The organism is Microbulbifer sp. ABF4_107, from assembly GCF_056312215.1.
Window position 1 is genome coordinate 2,397,019 of the sequence record NZ_CM149983.1, and the last position, 22,964, is coordinate 2,419,982.

Genomic DNA, 22,964 nt, shown 5'->3' on the forward strand with positions numbered 1-22,964 from the left:
TAGACCAAGCGGTCATGACATGCAAGGTGTACTGGTCAACTCTTTTTGGCCATTGACCAATTCCATGACGCCTACCAATCAGGCTTAGCCGATATTGAGCAAAAAATAAATCAATTTTTTCTGAGCAAGAATTTTAAAGATTCAAACCCTGAATTCTGCGCTCCTTAAATTTACCAGGATGATTTCTAATTGACTCCACAAGAGCATTTAATTTCCCACTTTCAACTTGGTTGGATTCATCTTCATTGAGTCTGATTACAGTTTCATACATGGCGCCAGTACCACATAAAACAGATAAGATCAAACCACCATCATCTTCATAAAGAGAAAAGCTCCAAGGCTCTTCTTTAATTTTTTTGATCATTATTTAATCCCACCTTCTGTATAAGACCCTTTAGGAATCTTATCAACAACTGCTTCTGAATAACCTGTTGGCAATTTGCCTCCGGCTAACCATTCGTCGTTAGCCCCCCACTCATTACCATTAGGAAAACGGAGGTTAAGACTATTTGGGTCAGATATATCAATTCGCTTTAATGTTTGACCCGACCATGAGCCAGACGGAATGCCCAACTCTTTTTCAATATAACTCACATCACCACCTGCTCTTTTGAGCAGGTCATCCATTTCAACCTTACTCATTACAAATTGCGAGTTATCAGGGCACCCCAGGATTTCTCTTCCAAAACGATTCAAAATATTTTCTGGCACCAAATATGACGCACCTCCTTCAAACTTCTGCAAATGTGCATCGATGTATGATTGAGGTAAGTATGTAGCAGGGTCTGGCCTTTTGCCCTTCTCCATGGCCTGCACATTTTTCATCCGGGTATAGCTTTTTGCTGCTTCCGAACTATTCGAAAAATGACCTTTAGTGTCATTCTGGAATTGATTCCAGGAGGTTAGCTCTTTACATGTTAACCCTAAAGGGTCAATCCAAATAACGGGGCTCGGTCCGTAGGCATAGCTATTATCCCCACCTAAGAGCCCAATCGGGTCTTGCTGAGTAAACTGCCCTGTACCCGGATCGTAATATCGGTGTCGGCTATAATGCAGCCCACTCTCTTCATCAAAATACTGCCCCTGAAACCGAATCGGCTGGGCGATTTCTTCTCGGTGGGCGATGGCCAGGTTGCCGTAGGTTTTGTAGCTGACATTCCAGACCACGTCACCTTCAGCATTCGTCAGAGTGTCCGGAGTACCGAGATGGTCCAGGTGGTACTGGTATACCTCTCCATCCTCGCTTAACGCGACCGGTTTGAAGGTTTCCGGCTCGAAGTAGTAAGTGCGGGATTTCAGGTCCTGGCTGCTTTCGGAGTCTCGAGTGGTTTCCTGAAGCAGTACATCGCCATTCCACAGAAATTCGGTGGTAGTGCCCTGCCCCTGCTTGCGCACGCGACGACCGAGGGGGTCGTACTGGTATCGGGTTTCCGACTGGAGTTGTGGCTCGCCGGCATCATCCACCTTGTATTGCGTTACTTCAACAAGCTGGTGCTTGCTGTTGTAGCGATAGCGGGTCTGGAGTTTTTGGCCTTTGCCACGCAGTGCCGCGGTACGGTTACCGTGGATGTCGTATTCGTAGTGGGTATCGCCGCGGAACTGCAGGCGGTTGCCGTTTACCTGGGTGCTACCGGCCTGCTGTTGTGCTTCTTCCGCACTGCCTGCGGCGGCGAGGATATTGTGTGCGGGGTCGTGGACGAAATGTTCCGGAGACGGGCCGTCTACCTGGGTCAGGCGATCCAGCGCGTCGTAGTGATAGCTGCGGTTGCCGCGCAGGCTGTCGTTGATCTGGGTGAGCTGACCACTGCGGTTGTAGCCGTAGCTGCGCTCCAGCAGCGGGTTTTCTACTGGTTTGTTTGTATCCGTTGCAGACTTACCCACACGCAGGCTTTGCAGGCGGCCCTGCGGGTCGTAGCTACTGTTGGTGGTGAGACCGTTACCGTGTACGCGGGCGATTTCTCTACCGAGTGCATCGCGATCAATGGAGGCCAGTAGAGTCGCTGTCTCTGTTCCGGCGAACCGGGTGTGCAGGCTCTGGAACTGGCCCACTTCGTTAAAACCGTAGGTGAGCTCTTCTCCGCTGGGCAAGCGAGAGGCTATACGGTTGCCGGCTTGATCGTAACTGTGCAGGATTTCTGCATTGTCCTGCCAATCGCCTATCAGGCGGCCGCTTGCGTCGTAATCCCAGCGCAGTTTGCGGTGGGCGTTTTCTGCCTCAACCATCTGGCCGGCGCGGTTGTAGCGGTAGCTTGTGGTGCCGTCCGGGGTGATTTCCTGCAACAGGCGGCCGAAGGCATCCCGCTCGTACAGGGTATCTACACCCTTGCCGGTTGCCAGGTCCGTGACCGCGCGGCTGGCAATCAGGTGGCCAGCACTATTGTAGGCGTAGCGAGTGATGCGCCCGTCAAAGCCGACTTCCTCGGTCAAACGCTCATTCAGGTCGTACTTGAGCTGATACTGCTCGCCCTTCTCGTTGGTGAGACCAATCAGATTGCGCTCACCATCGTACTGGTACTGCAGACGGCTGCCATCCGGATTGGTGCGAATTTTCACCTGGCTCAGGCCATCGTAGTCATACCGCGTGCTGCGCCCTTCCGGGTCGGTGATCTCTGCCACCAACCCTTGCGCGTTGTAACGGTATTCCGTGCGACCACCATCGGGCGCCGTTACCGCGCTGATGCGATCCTGCACGTCGTATTCGTAACGGGTGAAGAGATCCGGGCCGTGCTGTACCTCGATCAGACGCTGGTGAATATCGTAGCGATAGTGCTGGGAGCGGCCAGCGGCATCGTGTACCGCTGAGAGCTTGCCCTGTGGATTCCACAGATAGCGTGTTGTCTGCCCTAGCGGGTTGGTGATACTGCCAATCAGGCCAATGGGGTTGTAGGAGTAGCGAGTAACCTGCCCCAGAGGATCAATGCTGGCAGTAACCTGTCCGCTTTGATTGAACTCGCGCTGCCAGATACGGCCGGCGGCGTCGGTTAGCTTTGCCGGCTGGCCATTGCCGTTGTACTCGATTTTCTGAACGCCGCCGGCAGCATCGGTTTTGGCAACCAGGCGGCCGAAGCTGTCGTATTCGAATAACTCCTTGCGCTTTGTGCCCTCTTCCGCCGGCAATTGCACTTCGGTAGGCTGCCCGAGCGAGTTGTAATTGTAGAGTGTCTCCCCACCTTCGGCATTCCGGTAGTAGATCGGCTGGCCGCGCTCATCAAACCGGTAGCGCTCGGTACCACCGCGAGTGTCGGTGACAGCGACACCGTGTCTGTCGTCATCCCACGAAAAGGAATAATCGTAGGTAGCCTGCCCGTCAATGGGGTCACCCCACTGCCGCAGGCAGCGAGCGCCAGAACCCGTATCGTCCCACTGGAAATGAAAGCGGTAACCGGACTTGAGGGTCCGCGTCTTGATCAGGTGGCCGACGTATTCGTATTGTTCGCTGTGGCCATTCGCGTCGGTCGCGCGAATCAGGTCACCCTGCTCGCTATATTCGTAACTTGCCAGGGAGGAAATCTGGCCATCACGGCTTTCTTTTTTCAGTTCACCAATACGACCGTCGACCAGCGATATGTGCAGCGCTTCACCAAGACTACTTTCAACACAGATCAATTGGCCGCGTACATAGTGGAACTTGTAAAAATTTCCGTAGCCGTCGCGAATCTCTGATAGCAATAATGCTCGATCATTACCCTGCTGAGCCCTGAAATGCTTCTGCACACCTTTGGGAGCACCGTACGGTGTAATGATCCAATGATCATCAGAGAAATAAGTGGTACTTAGTTTTTCAACGACGTTATGACTGCGACCACCCAACTGGGGCTTTGGAAGAGAAATAACCCGACCTTCGGCGTCATGCAATGCAACGGTTTCACGCCCTGATCGCACGTCCAGAGATTCGGCCAGTGTGTGACTCCAGCCGACCCCCAAACCAGAGTCCTTACGGCTACTGCTCCGATACGTCCGCGCCACGGTCAACGGCAGAGGGCCGTCGAGGACTGCATCCACCAGGGTCAGCCGCTCCTCACCGGTCTTCAGGTTGATCGGTTCGCCACTTTCACAGGCCTTGCCATTACACTGGGTTGTCTCGCCATTTTCATTGGCACCGCTCGCGTGACCTTCTTTTTCAGGACCGGGATCAGGATTACCCGACGATGAGTGTTCTTCGCCGGGCTTATTGTTACTCTTCGCAGAAGATCCCTGGTTTTTTGACGTCGAACCAGCACCATTGGGAGCTGGCTTGGAGACGGACACTTCTTCGGACTGGAGGCCATCAAAAGGAGCACCTTTAGTTTTGGCACCACGTTTTTTCTGAAGTAACTTGCGCTGCTTCTGAAACTTCGCAAAATCCAGAAACAAGTCGCCCACATCCTTGAAACGGAACATCAGGCGCGCATTTTTGGCCATGGCTCCAGCGGCGCCAACTCCGCCGGTAAATGCGGCGAGAACAATCGTCAGTACGATTTCAAAAACGCCGCCACCGGCAAATTCAGAAATTTCCAGGCTGTGTTGCGCCTTGACGTAATCCTTGGCAAAGCGGCCGATATCACTGCGTAACGTGGCATCGTCGTAGATCAGCTCGGCGATTTCAAAGGCCTGTTTTAGCTGCTCTGCGGTAATGGTGGACGGGTCGAAGCCGAGGACATCGACCACTTCTTTTTTCACTTCGCCCAGATATTCACTGCCGGATGCCTCGAAACTTCTGTCGTGCGCAATGTAGTCATATGTGGCACCGAGCATTTCGTACTGCACTCGAGTGGACCTGACCACCATCGCCACTTCGGCAACATCCTTGACCCACACGGCGAGCCCCCAAACCGCCTCGCCAAAGCCCTGGGCACCCCGAGCAATATGCGCGCCAACTTTTTCCAACTCACTGCGCTTTTCGTGTACCGCCTGAATGCGTGCGGCTTCAACGCGTTCTTCCGCAACTATTTTCTGCAGGGCGAGGCGAATCTTGTGGCGAATACCGGACTGGCGCTCTTCCAAAACCGCTTCGCCGAAGGGAGCCTCTTCAATCAGTATCTGGTGCTTGCGAACTGCGGTATACACCGCTTTGTGCTCGCTGGAAAAATGGGTAGGTACACCGGGAAATTCTGAGAGCAGGTGAGAGGCACCGCCGCCGAGGGTATGTGTATCGACCGAGCACTGAGCCCGATGAGCAAGAAACTGATCGTAAATCTGATCGAGCGCGGCGGGAGGGAAAGAAATCAGCAGCTCGGCAGCAGCGTCATTCTCGAAAACAGTACGAGCGCTTTGCCAGCCCTCAAGCACCCGAAACCGTTGGCCACGTTTATTTTCTACATACACCTGCATGAACTTTCCCTTTCCCATGCGCAAAAACACCAACACCAAGCACAAACCTGGAACGATGGTGCCACCTGCGCGAATCCTTAAGGGAGAAATTCTAAAAGAAGAGTGATGCCCGGCAAAGCCGGGCGCGAGATGAAATAGCAAAAACTGTGGAAAATTTACCGATTATTTTTGCCAGACTCGCTGACTGTTACGGCAGTGCCAGTTAACCGACCCATCAGCACAAAACTGTGCGTAAATTCCTTCGGCTAACTGGTACGCTCACAAGTCTTTCAAGACGGATAAAAATCGTATTCAACGACGCACGCAGGCGTCCAACTGCATGCGATAGAGCTCTGCCATATCTTCGTCAATGCAGCAGAAAATAATGTGGCGGGGACCGCCGTCGCGGTCGAGATGGTTTTGGGCCTGCTCAACGGCAATTTCTACTGCAAGCTCCGGGGGGTAGTCGTAGACACCACAGCTGATGGCAGGGAATGCAATGGAATGGGCGTGTTCACGCCGCGCAAGATTGAGGCACTGGCGGTAGCAACTGGCAAGCAACTCCGGCTCCCCCAGATTGCCACTGCGCCAGACCGGACCGACAGTGTGGTAAATACGCTTCACCGGCAGTCGATAGCCTGCGGTAGCGCGCACCTCCCCGACAGGGCAGCCGCCAATGGCGCGACAAGCCTCCATCAGTTCCGGGCCAGCCGCGCGATGAATGGCGCCGTCCACACCGCCTCCGCCGAGGAGCCTCTGGTTGGCTGCATTGACGATTACATCCACATGCAACCGAGTGATATCACCGAGGTGTACTTCGATCACTCCAACTACTCCAGCCGCGGCACCACCGATCAATTGCGCAAAGTTGCGCGAACACCGCGATCAGACTACTGCTTTTGCCCCAGTAATTGACGGTGGCGCGTTGAAATTCCTTCAGGGCAATGCGTCACGGCACTTACTAAAACAATAGCAGCTGCGGAGAGTACGAATCCCGGTAAAAGCTCGTATATATCGAAGATGCCACCGGAGAGCTGTTTCCATACCACTACGGTTATACCCCCGACCAGAACCCCTGCAATCGCACCCGCACCGGTCATACGCGACCAGTAGAGGCTGATCAGTATTGCTGGGCCAAAGGCAGCCCCCAGCCCGGCCCAGGCATAGGCGACCACATCCAGGACCTTGGATCCAGGATCCATCGCCACACCTACGGCAATCAGCGACAGCGCCACAACCGCCCAGCGGCCTACTTTCACGATACTTTCGGACGATGCCTGCTTGCCGAACCACACATGGTAAATATCTTCTGCCAGCGCCGCGGATGACACCAGTAACTGGGAATCTGCGGTGCTCATGATCGCCGACAGGATCGCCGCCAGCAGAATACCGGCAACCAGTGGGTGAAATAGAGACTCCACCAGGGCCATAAAGATCCGTTCGCCATCCGGCAATGTCGCGGTAAGCTCCAGGTGGCCGAACAGGCCCACACACATGGCGCCGAGAAAGCCGGCCAGAGACCAGATAGCGGCAACACTCGCCGCGGCCGGCATATCATCCGGGTGTCGCAGCGCCTTGAAGCGGGCAAGGATATGCGGCTGGCCAAAGTACCCCAGTCCCCACGCCAGAGAACTCAACACCGCGGCCACCCCCAGGGTGGCGCCGGTGTTGTCCGTCATCCAGTGCATCAGTTCCGGGTGCTCCGTCTGCATGGTTGCCCAGGCACTCCCCCAGCCACCCTCGTCGGAAATCACCATGACCGGGACGATGACCAGCGCGAGACTCATCAGCAATCCCTGAAACACATCGGTCCAGGACACCGCGAGGAAACCGCCAAACAGGGTATAGGAAATTACCGCAATTGCGCCGATCACCACTGCCCACTGATAGTCCCAGCCAAATACGGTCTCGAATAACTTGCCGCCAGCAATCAGGCCGGACGCCACGTAGAACAGGAAGAACAGCAAAATGAAAAATGCGCAGATGGTGCGCAGCCAGGGGGTCGATAGATTGAAGCGGCGGTGCAGATACGCGGGCACGGTGAGGGAATCATCCAGCGCGTAGGTGTAAATGCGCAGTCGGCGCGCCATGGTGGTCCAGCTCAGCACAATCCCGCTGAACAGACCGATGGCAATCCAGCCGGAAGAGAGCCCGGTTGCGTAGGCTGCACCGGGTAGCCCGAGCAACAGCCAGCCACTCATATCGGAAGCACCGGCACTCAGCGCAGCAACCGCGGGCGGCAGCGAGCGGCCGCCGAGAAAGTAGTCACTGGCATCCTTGGTGCGCCGGTAGGCGTACACGCCGATGGCGAGAATCAGTGCGAGATAAGCAATAAACGTTAGGGCGACAAGCCATTGTCCAGACATTTGGGATTCCCCGTCATATTTGGCAGATAAAGCCACGTCCCGCGAAAGAATAGGCTGAATCCATCGTTATTGGTCTTTATTGCGCGTAAATCTACCCATTCGCTGGCGGTTACTCAATCCACAAACTAAACCAAGGGTATGTACAGTTACCAAAAGCCGCCAAGGATGGCAGTTACAGACTGAGCAGTTAGGGAAAGCGAAAACACTATGGGTATTTGTCTGGACGAACTGCGCCTGTTCGTCGTTCGTCCCACTTTAAAGCAGTTGCGCGCCTGGTCTCCGGGGATGGAAGCCCTGTTGCTCGGCACTGCCGCACAAGAGTCCGAACTGGGGTTCCACCTCAAGCAGGGCCGGCGCCACGGTATGGGGATCTTCCAGATTCTCCCCAGTACCCACCGACAGATCTGGGATAAATACCTGATCAACTTCCCCCCGCTCGCCTCCAAAGTGCGCGGTCTCGCCAGCCAGCGCGACTTCCTGCAGCACCCCCACGCCGAACTGGCCACCAACCTACGTTACGCGACCGCCATCGCCTGGCTGGTGTACCGCGCCGCCGGTATCGAATCTGTAGAAAGTGAAAACCTGCCGAAAATGGCCAAACTGTGGAAAAAACATTTCCACCATGGCCCCAGCGCTCGCCTGCGGGATTTCGTGGACAGTTACAGCAAACTGGTAAAACCCACGGAAAGCCCCGAGACAGAAAACAGCGAGACCGAAAACGAAACAGCCGCAGTAAACACCACGGCTGTTGAGGGAGCAAACGGTAACAAGACCGATTGCCTGCTAGTAGAGGATGACGGCGCTACAGATTCCGCGCCTCAATATACATCGGCTGCGCCGGCGTCTCCGCAGGCTGCTCCGGGTCCTCATTGCGCGCATCTTCCGGTATCCAGGAGTCGACATACTGCTCGATCGCACGCGCGTCCGCCGCAGGCGCGGGTCTAGAGCGGTCCAGTTCCAGGCTCTCGAAATCATAAAGATCCCGATCCGCCAGCTGTGATGGCGATACCCGTGTCAGTGCGGCAAAAATATTGTCGCTGCGGCCGGGAAACTTCTTGTCCCAATCATTCAGCATGCCCTTGATCGCCTGGCGTTGCAGATTCTCCTGACTGCCGCACAAGTTGCACGGAATAATCGGAAACTGCTTGTGATCCGCAAACGCGATCAGGTCCGTTTCGCGGCAATAGGCCAGAGGGCGAATCACAATATTGCGCCCGTCGTCCGCACGCAGTTTCGGTGGCATCGCCTTGAGGCGGCCGCCGTAGAACATATTCAGAAACAGCGTCTCGACGATATCGTCTTTGTGGTGCCCCAGTGCCACCTTGGTCGCGCCAATCTCCTCGGCAAAGCCGTACAGGGTGCCGCGGCGCAGGCGCGAGCAGAGGCCACAGGTAGTCTTGCCTTCCGGCACCACCTCTTTCACCACGCTGTAAGTGTCCTTGTTCACGATGTGATAAGGCACACCGATGGACTGCAGGTACTCCGGCAGGATGTGCTCCGGGAAACCCGGCTGCTTCTGATCCATATTCACCGCCACCAGCTCAAAGTGCACCGGTGCGGTCTTCTGCAGGTTCATCAGGATTTCCAGCATCGCGTAGGAATCCTTACCTCCGGACAGGCACACCATCACCTTGTCGCCCTCTTCAATCATATTGAAGTCGGCGATCGCCTTGCCCACATTGCGACGCAGGCGCTTTTGCAGCTTGTTGAATTCCAGCCGCTCGCGGCGGTTTTCCAGATCAGACATGGGTAAATCTCAAAAAATTCAGGGCGCGATTGTACGCTTTCCGATCAGGAAGTGCACAGGCTATCGGACTGGGTATTCCCATTGCCTTTCAATATGGTTTCCAGGCAGGGCCACACGTGATCCAGCAGCGCCGGCTGGGCCTTGGCGGTGGGGTGAATCCCGTCGGTCTGCATGGCGCCATCCACCAGCGCCACCGTCTCCAGGAAGAACGGCACCAGGGGCACCTGCTGCTCCTCGGCCACCTTCGGATAGACCGCCGCAAACGCCTTGGTATACGCCTTGCCATAGTTCGGCGGCATCTGCATACCCAGGATCAGCACCTCGGCACCACCCTCCCGGGCCAGCTTCACCATCCGCAGAAGGTTCTGCTGCAGCGCCCGTGGCGGATAGCCACGCAGGCCATCGTTGCCCCCCAGCTCCAGCACCAGCCAGTCGGGTGAATGTTCACTCAGCAGGCGCGGCAGCCGGGTCAGGCCACCGGCAGAGGTCTCGCCACTGATACTGGCATTGACCACCTTCACCGCCAGCCCCTGCTCGTCGAGGCGGTCGCGCAGCAATTGCACCCAACCTTCTCGCTCATCGAGCCCGTAGGCCGCACTGATGCTGTCACCCAATATCAACAGGGTGCCCTCTTTTGCAGCCGGCTCATCCGCTTTGGCCGCCAGCCCGTAAAGCAAAACGATCAACAGCAGGCCACGCGAGACAAAACCGGGGGCAAGGTGCCGGAAAAAAACTGCCGCCATGTCATACTCTCCACTACTAAATCTAAAGCGCATTTTGCCGAAATTTCAGGGACTTGCCATGTCAGTGATGCTCAAAGCCGAAAACCTTCAACACCGGGTCAGCACCAGCGAGGGGCCGCTGACACTTCTGAACGACATTTCCCTGCAACTTCCCGCCGGCCAGAGCCTCGCCATCACCGGCGCCTCCGGCTCGGGTAAATCCACCCTGCTGGGCCTCCTGGCGGGTCTCGACCGCCCCACTGAAGGTAAAATCTGGCTTGCCGGCGAGGAAATCACCGCCATGGACGAAGAGCAGCGCGCGGCACTGCGTGCCCGCTGCGTCGGCTTCGTGTTCCAGACATTCCAGCTGCTGCCGGGCCTCACTGCGCAGGAAAACGTCATGCTGCCAAGCGAACTGCGCGGAGAGCGCAACGCGGGCAAGCGCGCCGAGGAATTTTTAGAGCGCGTCGGCCTCGCCCACCGTCTGCACCACTACCCGCGTCAGCTGTCTGGCGGCGAGCAGCAGCGCGTCGCCATCGCCCGAGCATTCTGTAGCATTGCCAACCAGGGTTCTGACACCTCTTCTGGAATAGATAGCGGCATTCTGTTCGCCGACGAACCCACCGGCAGCCTGGACGCCCACAACGGTGAAAAGGTTATCGACCTGCTGTTCAACCTCAACGCCGAGACCGGCACCACTCTGGTGCTGGTTACCCACGAACAGCGCCTCGCCGAGCGCTGCGGTGCCCACCTGCGCATGGCGGCCGGAGAGATCACTACCGCCGACATCCCCGACTCTTTTTCAGGCGACCAGTTTGGTGATCAAGCGGAGGTGTCCGCCTGATGCTGCCGCTGAAACTCCTCGGCCGCGACTGGCGCGGCGGCGAGCTGGCGCTGATCGCCACCGCCCTGGTGCTGGCGGTCACCTGTGTCACCGCAATCGCCCACTTTTCCGACCGCCTTACCCGCGCTATGTATATCCAGTCCCAGAGCTTTCTGGCGGCGGAGCGGGTGGTACAGAGCAGCAAGGAAGTCCCGCAGGCATGGTTGAGCAAGGCCGATGAACTGGGGCTGAAGCAGGCCCAGACCACCGCCTTTGCCTCCATGCTCTCCGCCGGGGATGAATTCCAGTTCGCCTCGGTGAAAGCGGTCAGCGATGACTACCCGCTGGTGGGCCACCTGGAAATGCGCGCAAACGCGGATGACATTTCCCGCGAGGTCCAGCAGGGTCCACCTCCCGGTGAAGTGTGGCTGGAAGCGCGCCTGCTGCCGCTGATGAATCTGTCGATCGGCGACGACCTGCAGCTGGGTGACAGCAATTTCCGAGTCGCCGGTATCCTCGACCACGAACCGGACCGCGGTGCCAACCTCTTCTCCATGGGTGCGCGACTGATGATGCACCAGTCGGATCTCGCCGCCACCAACATCCTACAGCCCGGCAGCCGCGTCACCTATCGCTATCTGTTTGCCGGTGACGACGCCGCGCTGAACCGGTATTTCGACTGGCTCAAACCCCAACTCACCGAGCACCAGCGGGTGATCGACCTGGAAGAAGGCCAGCCGCGGGTCGCCCGCACCCTGGACCGCGCCGAGAGCTTCCTGTTCCTGGCGGCCAGTCTCGCGGTGCTACTCGCCAGCGTCGCCGTCGGCCTCGCCGCCCGTCGCTACGGACTGCGTCACGCCAACTACGTGGCAGTGATGAAAAGCCTCGGCGCCGGCAAAAACAAAATCCTCGGCATCTACATTGGCCAGATGACCGCCCTGGCACTCATCGCCACCGCCATCGGCCTTGCGCTCGGCTCCCTGATCCAGGCACAGGCGGTAAACCTGCTGGAAGGCTTCTTCCCGGTTACCCCGCCCCCCAGCGGCCTGCAACCGCTACTGGTGGGCCTTGCCACCGGCTTCGCCTGCGTGATTGGCTTCGCCCTGCCACCGCTGTTCCGCCTCGCCCAGACGGATCCCATGCAGACCCTGCGTCAGGACTGGAGCAACCCGGACAAACGGGAATGGTTCGGGCTGATCCCCGGCCCCCTGTCCATGTTGCTGCTGATCTGGTGGCTCTCCGGCAGCATCGCCATCACCGTCGCCCTGCTCGCCGGCCTCGGCCTGCTGGTCGCCGGCGCCGCCCTGATCAATCGCCTGCTGGTGCGCGGACGACTCGCCTCCCTCGGCGGCAGCTGGCGCATTGCGCTGGGCAGCCTGCAGCGCCGCGCCGGCTTCAACACCCTGCTGATCGCCGCCTTCGGCACCGGCCTGCTCGCCATGCTCGCCATGTACTACGCGCGCACTGCATTGATCGACGAATGGCAAATGCAGCTCCCGGAAAACGCCCCCAACCACTTCCTCGTCAACATCGCCCCCTACGAACTGGACGGCGTGAAAGACAAGGTGGAAGGCAAAAACCTCGAGGGCACCGAGTTCTACCCCATGGTGCGCGGCCGCCTCATCGCCGTGAACGGCACTCCCGTCGACGAGCGTGAAAACAAAGACGGCTCCATCCGCCGCGAACTCAACCTGAGCTGGACCGACACCCTCCCCGCCGACAACAAAATCGTCGCCGGCGAATGGTGGAGTGAAGACCTCGATGAAGGAGTCTCCGTCGAAGTCGAAGTCGCCGCCCGCCTCGGCCTCAGCCTCGGTGACGTGCTGCGCTTCTCCATCGGCGGCCTCGAGACCGAAGCCACCATCACCAGCCTGCGCACCCTCGACTGGAACAGCATGCGCCCCAACTTCTTCATGCTGTTCGCCCCCGGAAGCCTCGACACCTTCCCTGCCACCTACATCCAGAGCTTCTACCTGCCGCCGGAAGACAAACTGTTCGTCAACGAACTGGTGAAAAACTTCCCCAGTGTCAGCATCATCGAACTGGACAAAATCCTGGAGAATATCCGCGAAACCATCGGCCAGGTCGCCATCGCCGTCGAGTCCGTACTCGCCCTCATGCTCGTTGCGGGCGTGCTCGTATTGATCGCCGGCGTCCGCGCCAGCATCGCTGAACGTTTGCAGGAAGCCGCCGTAATCCGCACACTGGGCGGCCGCCGCCAACTGCTGATTCGCAGCCTGATGATTGAATTTGGCTTGCTGGGGATTGCCGCGGGAATACTTGCGGCGTTTGGTACCGAAGCCACACTGGCGGTGCTGACCCAGCGGGTATTTGATATGCCGTTTAATTTCCACCCGGGACTCTGGCTGCTTGGGCCGCTGGTTGGGGCATTGCTGGTTGGTACTGCTGGTACGCTGGCGTGTCGCAGTGCGGTTAGTCAGCCGCCGCTTAAAGTTCTGCGGGAATTGGCTTGATTACCGGCTTCGTAGCTCTGGATTCCGGCCTGCGCCGGAATGACGGTAGACGAAAGCTTTCGAAGTAAAAATATTTGAATTGAAGGGGGAGTGCCGGGGATCTGTTTTTGAAAGCGTCGCAAACAGGATGTTTGCGACGCAGCGCCCAGGGATGGGTTCACAGCGGTTTCAAAAGCAGATACCCGGCGCTTCACCGCCACCACACTTGCTTAAGAAGACCACCCAACAGCACCATGATGGATCTAGAGTTCGATAAAAACCACATCTGGCACCCTTACTCCTCCCTGATTAATCCACCGCCTGTTTATCCCGTCACAAGAGCCGAAGGGGTCAGAATTTACCTGGAAGACGGCCGCGGATTGATCGACGGCATGGGCTCCTGGTGGAGCACCCTGCACGGCTACAACGTTCCCGAACTGAACGCCGCCATGCAAAACCAGATGGAAAAAATGAGCCACGTCATGTTTGGCGGCCTCACCCACGAACCCGCCATCGAACTGTGTAAAAAACTCGTCGCCCTCACCCCCGAGCCACTGCAAAAAGTCTTCCTCGCCGACTCCGGCTCCGTCTCCGTGGAAGTCGCCATCAAAATGGCCCTGCAATACTGGCACTCCCAGGGCAAACCGGAAAAAAACAAACTGCTGGCCCTGCGCAACGGCTACCACGGCGACACCTTCGGCGCCATGGCCACCTGTGACCCCGTCACCGGCATGCACCATTTGTTTGCCAGCCAGCTCACCCAACACCTGTTTGCCCCGGCCCCCAAACCAAAGTTCGAAGAACCCTGCACAGAGCAGGACACCGCCGAACTGCAACAGCTAATCGAACAGAATCACCAGCAGATCGCCGCCGTCATTTTAGAGCCCATCGTCCAGGGCGCCGGCGGCATGCGGTTTTATTCCCCGGAATATCTAAAGCGCGTGCGAGAACTCTGCGACCAGCACGACCTGTTATTGATCGCCGACGAAATCGCCACCGGTTTCGGCCGCAGCGGCAAAATGTTCGCCTGTGAACACGCCGGAATTTCCCCCGACATCCTCACCCTAGGCAAAGCCCTCACCGGCGGCACCATGACCCTCGCCGCCACCCTGTGCACCGACAAGGTCGCCAATGGCATCTGCAACGGCGAAGCCGGCGTATTCATGCACGGCCCCACGTTTATGGGCAACCCAATGGCCTGCGCCGTGGCCAATGCCAGTATTGAACTACTTCTGAAAAATGATTGGCGACAACAAGTTACCGATATCGAAAGCCAACTTAGACAAGAGCTGGCACCACTGAAGAGTGCCGACGGCGTGGCCGATGTGCGCGTACTGGGAGCCATTGGTGTCGTGGAAATGCAGCAACCGGTAAATAATAAAACGCTGCAGGAAAGCCTGATCAATGAGGGCATCTGGCTGAGACCGTTTGGAAAGCTGGTGTACACCATGCCCCCATACATAATTGGTACGAAAGATCTAACTATGCTGACTTCGGCCATATGTAAAACGCTGTCAGCCATATAATTAACCACTGTCACACCTGTCCTCCCCACCCCTGTCTCCGTAACAACGGGGAGCTCGTCACACTTCAATAACACTGGCAGAAAATTCGTTTCGCCAGTCATTCCTTAGACGTCCTTTTCTTGCGAACCATAGATTCGCAGGGCAGTGAACTGTGCCCGCTGATAAATATTAAAAATTAAGGAAGTCCCATGAAGCGAATGACAAGAACCTCTAAACCGCTCGCTGCCGCGATCGCCGGTGCGAGCATGATCGGTGCGGGCCTGTTTTCATCGGGTGCCGTCGCCGCCAACTACGGTGAAGCTTTGCAAAAATCCATTTATTTTTACGAAGCCCAGCAATCCGGCCCCATTCCAGGCTGGAACCGCAACGAATGGCGCGGCGACTCCGGCATGCAGGACGGTGCCGACAACAACGTCGACCTCACCGGTGGCTGGTACGACGCAGGTGACCATGTAAAGTTCGGTTTCCCGATGGCAGCAACCGCGACCATGCTCGCCTGGGGTGCCGTTGAGAACCAGGCAGCCTATGCACAGACCGGTCAGCTCGAACACCTGAAAAATAACCTGAAATTTGTCGCCGACTATTTCGTAAAAGCGCATACCGCGCCGAACGAACTGTATGGACAGGTGGGCGAAGGTGCCGTGGATCACGCCTGGTGGGGCTCTGCGGAAGTGATGCAGATGGCGCGGCCATCCTACAAAATTGACGAGAACTGTCCGGGCTCGGATCTGGCCGGTGAAACCGCTGCGGCACTGGCCGCGATTTCCATGGTTTTTGAAAATTCCGACCCACAGTATTCAGCAACCCTGCTGGAGCACGCCAAGCAACTTTACAGTTTTGCCGATAACTATCGCGGGAAATACAGCGACTGCATCACCGATGCCACCGCGTTTTACAATTCCTGGAGCGGTTATAACGACGAGCTGGTCTGGGGCGCGGCGTGGCTCTATCGCGCCACTGGCGACCAGTCCTATCTGGACAAAGCCAACAGCTATTACGACAACCTCTCCACCGAGCCACAGTCGCCAGTGCGCTCTTACAAATGGACCCACGCCTGGGACGACAAGGGCTATGGCAGCTACGTGCTGATGTCCATGCTCACCGACAACCCCCAATATCGCGCTGACGCCGAGCGCTGGCTGGATTACTGGACCACCGGCTATGAAGGCAACCGCGTAACCTATACCCCCGGTGGCCTGGCGCACCTGGATCGCTGGGGCGCCGCCCGTTACGCCTCCAACACCGCTTTCATCGCGCTGATCTATTCCGACTACCTGAAAGCGAACGATGCGGACAACCCCAAGGCACAGACTTACTACGACTTCGCCGTCAGCCAGATGGAATACATCCTCGGCGACAACCCGATGAATATGAGCTATCAGATCGGCTATGGCTCCGTGTATCCCACATCACCGCACCACCGCACCGCACACGGCTCCTGGAACGACAGCCTGTCTGACCCGGTGGATAACCGCCATACTCTGGTGGGTGCGCTGGTGGGCGGCCCGGATACCAGCGATGGTTTTGAAAACGACCGCGGCGATTACATCCTCAACGAAGTGGCGACCGACTATAACGCCGGCTTCACCGGCGCCCTGGCGCGCCTGTGGATGGACTTCGGCGGCAACCCGATTCCCGAAGACAGCTTCCCGGCACCGGAGGAGCGGGATACCGAATTCTTCGTTGATGCAAAACTGAATTCCACCGGCCCCCGCCACACCGAAATCAGCGCACGCCCGCATAACCGCAGCGCCTGGCCTGCACGTCTGACCGACAACCTGAGTCTGCGTTACTGGGTGGATATTTCCGAGCTGGTGGATGCCGGCTATTCAGCCAGTGACCTGGAACTGAATACCGCCTACAACCAGGGCAGTGATTTTACCGGCCCACACCCCTGGGGTGATCCCGCAGACAATATCTACTACGTCGAAGTGTCTTTCGAGGGTGTGGATATCTTCCCCGGCGGCCAGTCCGATAGCAAAAAGGAATCCCAATTCCGCATTGGCGTTCGCGAAGGTTTGCCCTGGGATCAGAGCAATGATCCGTCCTGGGACAACTACGGCAGCAGCCGTGAACAAGCGCCGCGCATTGCCCTCTACGACGACGGCAATCTGGTCTGGGGCGAGGAGCCCGGTGAAGGTTGCGGCGGCAGCTCCGGTGTGAACTGTGTTCCGGTGGCTAACGACGTTTCCGTTGAGACCGGATTCGAGTCCCAGGTAATGGTGACCCTGTCCGGCAGCGATCGCGACGGCAGTATCACCGGCTACACCGTGGAAACCTCCCCGGGTAACGGCAGCCTGAGTGGCACTGGCGCAGAACTGCTGTACACGCCGGATGCCGGCTTCTTCGGTATCGACAGCTTCACTTACACCGTCAGTGACGATGCCGGCGCTGTTTCCGCACCGGCCACCGTGACCATCGATGTAGAGTCCCCGCCCATCCCTGCGGTCAGCATCACCTCGCCGGCAAACGGCAGTACCTTTGAGGAAGGGGAAGACATTACCGTGCAGTACACCCTGCAATACGCAGACGGTGTAAACCTGTACCTGGACGGAGCGCTCACCGGCAGTGCCAATGGTGCCACCGATCTGGTAATTGACGCCCCCTCACTCGGCAACCACGTGATCGAAGTACGCGCTGTGGACGATGGTGAAGAGCTTAGCGCCACCGACAGCGTTTCCATCGTCGTGGAAGAGCAATCTTCCGGTGGTGGAGAAGGTGTGCAGTGCTCCGTGGACGCTGCCGACAGCTGGAACACCGGCTTTGTCATCAATGACATCGTTGTGGAAAACAACGGTGATAGCGCCATCAGCAGCTGGGAAGTAACGCTTACGTTTGCCAACCCCATCAGCATCGTGAATGGCTGGAACGGCGAGTTCCAACTGTCCTCCGATGGCCGCAGTGTCAGCGTCACCAACGCCGCCTGGAATGGAAACCTGCAACCGGGCGCCTCTGCCAGTGCCGGCTTCCAGGGCGGACACAATGGCGACTTCGCCCTGCCGACCTGTAGCGCTGACTGATATCCGGTAGCGCCCACAATGAGCATCCGACAGACCATCGCGTCTGTCGGGTGTTTTTCCGTTTCTCTTCAAATATTCATTAGAGTCTTGAAAATACAATGAAGACATTGACAACACTTTCATTGGCCACTGCGCTGGCCACGTCTCTCTCTGCACCATCATTTGCCGAAGCACTGCCGGACGACGATTGGCTGCGAGTGGAAGGCAACCAGATTGTCGATCAACAGGGCAATCCGGTATGGCTGACCGGCGCCAACTGGTTCGGATTCAACGCCAGTGAGCGGGTATTTCACGGCCTGTGGGCAATAAACCTCGAAAACGCTATGGCGGATATCGCCAGCCGCGGTATCAATATTCTCCGTGTGCCCATTTCCACGGAACTGATTTACGAGTGGCAAAGCGGTATGGCCGCAGTGCCGAGCATCAACGACTACGCCAACCCGGAAATTGCCGGGAAAACCACACTTGAGATTTTCGACACCACAGTGGCGCTTGCTAAAAAATACGGCATTAAAATCATGGTGGATGTACACAGTGCCAAAGCGGATAACTCCGGTCACTTCGCGCCCATGTGGTACAACGAAGAACTCACTTCCGAAATTTTCTACGAAACCTGGGAGTGGATGGCGGATCGCTATAAAAATGATGACACCGTCATCGCATTCGATATTGAAAACGAACCTCACGGAAAACCCTGGGCGGATTCTCCCTACGCCAAGTGGGATAGCTCCACCGACGAAAATAACTGGAAATACGCCTGCGAAACCGCGTCCAAGCGTATTCTCACCATCAACCCCAAGGTGCTGGTTCTGTGCGAAGGCATCGAGTCTTTCCCGAAGGACGGCGTAACCTGGGACAGCGATTCCAGTAAAGATTTTCACAACTACTGGTGGGGCGGCAACCTCCGCGGTGTGGCAGATCACCCGATCGATCTCGGCCCGCACCAGGATCAGCTGGTCTACTCCCCCCATATCTACGGTCCGTCTGTCTACCTTCAGCCCTGGTTTGAGCCGGACTTTACTTATGAGTCCCTGATGGAGGACGCCTGGAGAGATAACTGGTTCTACCTGTATGAGCAGGGAGTTTCGCCGCTACTGTTCGGTGAATGGGGCGGCTTTATGGACGGCGGTCAGAACGAAAAATGGATGACCTATGCCCGTGATCTGATTGTGGAGCACAAGCTGCACCATACCTTCTGGTGCTTGAATCCCAACTCCGGGGATACCGGCGGTCTCTGGGGTTATGACTGGAAAACCTGGGATGAAGAAAAGTACGCTCTGCTCAAACCGGCACTGTGGCAGAACACCGATGGCAAGTTTGTAGGCCTGGATCACCAGGTGCCACTTGGCAGCAGTGAAACAGGTATTACCGTAAGCGAGTTTTACGGCAACGACAGTCCGGTGCTGGATATCGTGACGCCGACTTCCGGCAGTGAATACCTGGTAGAAGAAACCATTACCGTAGCCTTCAACCAGCGCAAAAGCAGCGGCGCCAACATCTATATCGATGGTGGTCTGGTCGCCAGTGCGGATAGCAGCCCCACCACCATTACTGCGCCGGCAGAAACAGGTAGCTACCTGTTAGAGCTTGTCGCCGTGGACAGCGCGGGTATCGAATTGTCTGCAACGGATAGCGTACAGATTCAGGTGGTTGAGGAAGTGATACCGGATCCAGAACCGGAGTCCGACATTGCCTGTGAACCCGGTGAAGCCGACAGCTGGGCAGACGGATTTGTACTGAACACCATCACTGTCACCAACAACGGCGACAGCGCGGTAAGCGGCTGGGAGGTCAAACTGAACTTCAGCGGGGGCAATACCTTTGACAGCGGCTGGGGTGGCAACTTCACCGCAGAAAATGGGGGCACTCTGGTCACCGTTAGCAATCTGGCATGGAACGGCAACCTACAGCCCGGTGCGAGTGCCAGCTTCGGTTTACAGGGTACTCATACCGGAAGCTATGTAGAGCCCACCTGTACGGCGAACTGATTTCCGTACCCGGGAACTAAGAGCACCAACTGAAAAGGCCCTCAGGGATACTTCCCCGAGGGCCTTGTTATTTGCACGGCTTGTGATTAAACGACAACGAAATCAATACTTGACGCTACAGCCGTATGCACGACTCGAAGCCACCGCCACTTGCTCGCCTTTCAATGCTGCATCAAATGCTGCGGCCACATAATTGTTGGAGTTGGGGATCACTGCAGGGTTCGCCGAGTCGTTATCGTCGATCGCACCGGCGTAAACTACCTGCCCTTCGGGGTTGATGATAAACATATGTGGCGTGGTCTTGGCCCCGTACGCGCGCCCCATACTGCCGTCGCTATCCAACAGGAAGGGAGCACTTGCCGCGAGCTTGTGGCTCTCCGCCACTTCCAATGCCTGCGCCGGCTCCAGGTAGCCCTGCTTGCCTTTCGCAGAAGAGATAACGGTTAGCCAGTTGATGTCCTGGTCGGTGTATTTTTTCTGCAGTGCCTGCATATTGCCGCTACCGTAATGTTTCTTCACATAAGGACAGTCCTTGTTGAACCACTCCAGCACCAGCCACTGACCTTTGTAGTCTTCCAGGCTGCGGGTCTCACCTTTTGCATCCACCTCACTGAATGCCGGTGCCTGCTCGCCGGGAATCGCAACAGCCACGGCCAACGCCGGTAGCGCAAACAACGCGACACTGCTGATAAATTGACGAAAAGACCGTTTACCACTTACACGCTGAGTATTCACGATGACGCATCCTCTTGGTTGAAAATAGGGTAAAGAATTACTTGTTGTCGAACAGGGCTTCAATCATGTCCGCTTTCAAAATCTGCGGCAGCAATACTGGCTCCATTTCTCCCGGTGCATACCAGGCGTAAACCGGTACCGAGTTGCGCCCCAACTCTCCCAACGCCCGGGTGATTTCCGGGTTCTGGTCGGTCCAGTCGGCCCGCACCAGATACACGTCATTCTCCCGGAACAGCGCCTCAACTTCCTGCGACTCCAGCACCAGCTTTTTGTTCACCTGACAGGTAATACACCAGGCTGCGGTGTAGTCGATAAATACGCCCTGTTCGCGGGACAATGCCTGATTAATCGCACTGCGATCGTAGGGCTGCCAATCGCTGCTCTCCTGCGCCAGTGCCGCTCCTGCGGCGCCACTGTGCTGCAGCTTGTTGGCGGCACCAAAACTCAATACCAGTGCCGCCAGCACCAGCCCCCAGGCAAGCCAGCGGCTGCCACGGAACCCATGGCGCCCGAGCCAGAAAGCAAACACGATGGTCAGCATCAGCATGGCCCCGATTAGCCAACCGCTCTCGCCCACCAGGCGGCCCAGCACCCACAACAACCAGATCACCGTGGCATACAGCGGGAATGCGAGGAACTGGCGCAGGGTTTCCATCCAGGGCCCCGGCGCCGGCAGGCGGTTCAGCAACGCGGGAAAGACACACAGTAGAACAAACGGCAATGCCAGCCCGATGCCCAACCCGAGAAAGATCGCCATAGCGCCGTACGCCGGCAGCAAGGTGGCGGCACCCAACGCGGCCCCCATAAACGGCCCGGTACAGGGAGCAGCCACAAACACTGCCAACACACCGGTGACGAAGGCGCCGCCGCGGCTGTTACCGGCCAGGTTCATCAGGTGATGGCCGAATTCGTACAGACCACTGAAAGACAGCGCCATAACCCAGAACAGCAGAATCAGCCCCAGCACCACCGGTGCCGACTGCAACTGGAATCCCCAGCCAATCGCTGCGCCACCGGCCCGCAGCACCAGCAGCAGCGCTCCCAGCGCAGCAAAGGTCACCAGCACCCCGGCGGCATAGCGCAGGCCCTCGTGCAGACGTTCACCGGCATGCTTTTCCGGGCCGACCAGGCCAAACAGCTTGATCGACAGAACCGGAAACACGCAGGGCATCAGGTTGAGAATAGCGCCACCGGCAATGGCCGCCAGCACCAGCAGCCATAGAGGCTGTCCGCCATCGACCGGACTGGGCGCAGCAGTGGCCGCCGCCTGAATATCCAGCTGCTCCAGCTGCCAGGACCGGGTGCCGTCGCTGATCACAAAACCGGTGCTGTCCGGTAAGGGCGCACCGGGCACTCGCTGGAAGGTGTAGCCGATGGTACTGCCGGACTGTGCGATCTGAGGGGCTTTGGCGGTCAGCAGGTTCCCATCGAGGGGAAAGACCGCCGGCGCTTCCGAGGAAGCGCCTTCACCCGCTTCCAGTACCAGCTGCAGACTGTCGCCGTCCGCTTCCGCGGTAACGCTTCGCACAGACCACGGAAAACCGGTGTCGCCGTTGACCACAAGCGGAACCTGCGCGGCAAAACGATCCCGCAGTGCCTTGTCGCCGTCCGGCCACACCACCTGGTCTGCCACCGGGCGCGACAGGCTCATGGCGCCGAACCCGGGGATGCAGTCCACCTTGCACACCAGCCACTCCAGATTCACCACCAGCTCCATACGCTCCGCTTCCGGTGTCACCGTGAACAGGTAGGCCACGTCACCTTCATAGCCGAGATTGGTAAGGTGCTCGATGGGTAAACGCACCGGGAACGGCCACTGGATCTCGCCAACCTTGCCGCTGGCACCGACAAAATCAAAGCGCGGTGCGGCGCCGGAATCGCCGGCGTTTCGCCAGTAGACGTGCCAGCCGGGGTCGACCTCGAAATAGAATCCGATGGTTTCCTCGCCGGGGCCAAAGGTATCCGGCGCCAGCCAGCGGACGTTTACGTGGTCACCACTGGCGGTTTCCTGGGCATAGGAAACAGGCCCAGCGTAGGCGATTACGGCGAGCACAAGCCTCACAAGAATGGAATGAACGGTGCGATTCTGAATGAGGAACGACAAGTGAGACTCCAGCTGACAGCGAACACCAGTATGGCGACAATATTCTTATACTCGGTCCATATTCAAATGGATTGCCGCGACAGCTGCAAGCGTGAAACGGTGAAGTGTGCGGCCGAACGCCCCGGGGAGCGCAAAATCACCGGCCCCAAATAAAAAGGGCCCGAACGGGCCCTTCGTGCGATCAATTTGGC

General features: G+C 57.6%; 14 protein-coding genes. 6 read left to right on the forward strand and 8 right to left on the reverse strand.

Annotated elements, in window-relative coordinates; translation table 11 throughout:
• Nucleotides 1-133 precede the first annotated feature (133 nt).
• The gene (locus ACYX4K_RS09915) at nucleotides 134-364 is read right to left on the reverse strand and encodes a hypothetical protein (RefSeq protein WP_475092286.1); all 231 of its coding nucleotides are present in this window, start codon (nucleotides 362-364) and stop codon (nucleotides 134-136) included.
• Entirely contained in the window at nucleotides 364-5,046 is a 4,683-nt protein-coding gene (locus ACYX4K_RS09920; RefSeq protein ID WP_476178683.1) for an RHS repeat-associated core domain-containing protein, read from the reverse strand. Before ACYX4K_RS09920 ends, ACYX4K_RS09915 begins: the two co-directional genes overlap by 1 nt.
• A 105-nt stretch (nucleotides 5,047-5,151) precedes the next feature.
• On the opposite strand from ACYX4K_RS09920, the gene ACYX4K_RS09925 reads away from it, so the two are divergent.
• The gene (locus ACYX4K_RS09925; RefSeq protein WP_476178684.1) at nucleotides 5,152-5,391 is read left to right on the forward strand and encodes a hypothetical protein; all 240 of its coding nucleotides are present in this window, start codon (nucleotides 5,152-5,154) and stop codon (nucleotides 5,389-5,391) included.
• A gap of 210 nt (nucleotides 5,392-5,601) precedes the next feature.
• Here ACYX4K_RS09925 and ACYX4K_RS09930 read toward each other — a convergent pair whose 3' ends face one another.
• The 4 genes from ACYX4K_RS09930 to ACYX4K_RS09945 form a co-directional block, all read right to left on the reverse strand.
• Entirely contained in the window at nucleotides 5,602-6,114 is a 513-nt protein-coding gene (locus tag ACYX4K_RS09930) for an O-acetyl-ADP-ribose deacetylase (RefSeq protein ID WP_475092283.1), read from the reverse strand.
• Nucleotides 6,115-6,179: 65 nt separating this feature from the next.
• On the reverse strand, nucleotides 6,180-7,655 hold the full coding sequence (gene putP, locus ACYX4K_RS09935) for a sodium/proline symporter PutP (protein WP_475092282.1): 1,476 nt from the start codon (nucleotides 7,653-7,655) through the stop codon (nucleotides 6,180-6,182).
• 802 nt (nucleotides 7,656-8,457) lie between these two features.
• Nucleotides 8,458-9,402: a tRNA 2-thiocytidine(32) synthetase TtcA gene (ttcA, locus tag ACYX4K_RS09940; protein WP_475092281.1), complete on the reverse strand. Its 945-nt coding sequence runs from the start codon at nucleotides 9,400-9,402 to the stop codon at nucleotides 8,458-8,460.
• Between the two features lie 44 nt (nucleotides 9,403-9,446).
• Nucleotides 9,447-10,145: an arylesterase gene (locus tag ACYX4K_RS09945; protein ID WP_475092280.1), complete on the reverse strand. Its 699-nt coding sequence runs from the start codon at nucleotides 10,143-10,145 to the stop codon at nucleotides 9,447-9,449.
• A gap of 58 nt (nucleotides 10,146-10,203) precedes the next feature.
• On the opposite strand from ACYX4K_RS09945, the gene ACYX4K_RS09950 reads away from it, so the two are divergent.
• The 5 genes from ACYX4K_RS09950 (at nucleotide 10,204) to ACYX4K_RS09970 (ending at nucleotide 19,934) form a co-directional block, all read left to right on the forward strand.
• On the forward strand, nucleotides 10,204-10,968 hold the full coding sequence (locus ACYX4K_RS09950; protein ID WP_475092279.1) for an ABC transporter ATP-binding protein: 765 nt from the start codon (nucleotides 10,204-10,206) through the stop codon (nucleotides 10,966-10,968).
• Nucleotides 10,968-13,421: an ABC transporter permease gene (locus ACYX4K_RS09955; RefSeq protein ID WP_475092278.1), complete on the forward strand. Its 2,454-nt coding sequence runs from the start codon at nucleotides 10,968-10,970 to the stop codon at nucleotides 13,419-13,421. Before ACYX4K_RS09950 ends, ACYX4K_RS09955 begins: the two co-directional genes overlap by 1 nt.
• Before the next feature lie 233 nt (nucleotides 13,422-13,654).
• Nucleotides 13,655-14,926: an adenosylmethionine--8-amino-7-oxononanoate transaminase gene (gene bioA, locus ACYX4K_RS09960; RefSeq protein ID WP_475092277.1), complete on the forward strand. Its 1,272-nt coding sequence runs from the start codon at nucleotides 13,655-13,657 to the stop codon at nucleotides 14,924-14,926.
• A 188-nt stretch (nucleotides 14,927-15,114) separates the two neighbouring features.
• On the forward strand, nucleotides 15,115-17,946 hold the full coding sequence (locus ACYX4K_RS09965; protein WP_475092276.1) for a glycoside hydrolase family 9 protein: 2,832 nt from the start codon (nucleotides 15,115-15,117) through the stop codon (nucleotides 17,944-17,946).
• Between the two features lie 98 nt (nucleotides 17,947-18,044).
• Complete coding sequence (locus ACYX4K_RS09970) at nucleotides 18,045-19,934, forward strand: cellulase family glycosylhydrolase (RefSeq protein WP_475092275.1); 1,890 nt, start codon at nucleotides 18,045-18,047, stop codon at nucleotides 19,932-19,934.
• Between the two features lie 102 nt (nucleotides 19,935-20,036).
• Here ACYX4K_RS09970 and ACYX4K_RS09975 read toward each other — a convergent pair whose 3' ends face one another.
• Together ACYX4K_RS09975 and ACYX4K_RS09980 are read right to left on the reverse strand one after the other, a co-directional pair.
• A complete protein-coding gene (locus ACYX4K_RS09975; protein WP_475092274.1) occupies nucleotides 20,037-20,669 on the reverse strand; it encodes a thioredoxin family protein in 633 nt (210 codons plus the stop codon).
• 37 nt (nucleotides 20,670-20,706) lie between these two features.
• Nucleotides 20,707-22,773 (reverse strand): protein-disulfide reductase DsbD family protein, encoded by a 2,067-nt coding sequence (locus tag ACYX4K_RS09980; protein WP_475092273.1) that lies wholly within the window; start codon nucleotides 22,771-22,773, stop codon nucleotides 20,707-20,709.
• Nucleotides 22,774-22,964 lie beyond the last annotated feature (191 nt).

Excerpts from the sequence above, each read along its gene's own strand:
- ACYX4K_RS09915 (WP_475092286.1), bottom strand. The coding sequence starts at position 364 with ATGATCAAAAAAATTAAAGAAGAGCCTTGGAGCTTTTCTCTTTATGAA.
- ACYX4K_RS09925 (WP_476178684.1), top strand. The coding sequence starts at position 5,152 with ATGAGCAAGAAACTGATCGTAAATCTGATCGAGCGCGGCGGGAGGGAA.
- putP (WP_475092282.1), bottom strand. The coding sequence starts at position 7,655 with ATGTCTGGACAATGGCTTGTCGCCCTAACGTTTATTGCTTATCTCGCA.
- ttcA (WP_475092281.1), bottom strand. The coding sequence starts at position 9,402 with ATGTCTGATCTGGAAAACCGCCGCGAGCGGCTGGAATTCAACAAGCTG.
- ACYX4K_RS09945 (WP_475092280.1), bottom strand. The coding sequence starts at position 10,145 with ATGGCGGCAGTTTTTTTCCGGCACCTTGCCCCCGGTTTTGTCTCGCGT.
- ACYX4K_RS09950 (WP_475092279.1), top strand. The coding sequence starts at position 10,204 with ATGTCAGTGATGCTCAAAGCCGAAAACCTTCAACACCGGGTCAGCACC.
- ACYX4K_RS09955 (WP_475092278.1), top strand. The coding sequence starts at position 10,968 with ATGCTGCCGCTGAAACTCCTCGGCCGCGACTGGCGCGGCGGCGAGCTG.
- bioA (WP_475092277.1), top strand. The coding sequence starts at position 13,655 with ATGATGGATCTAGAGTTCGATAAAAACCACATCTGGCACCCTTACTCC.
- ACYX4K_RS09965 (WP_475092276.1), top strand. The coding sequence starts at position 15,115 with ATGAAGCGAATGACAAGAACCTCTAAACCGCTCGCTGCCGCGATCGCC.
- ACYX4K_RS09970 (WP_475092275.1), top strand. The coding sequence starts at position 18,045 with ATGAAGACATTGACAACACTTTCATTGGCCACTGCGCTGGCCACGTCT.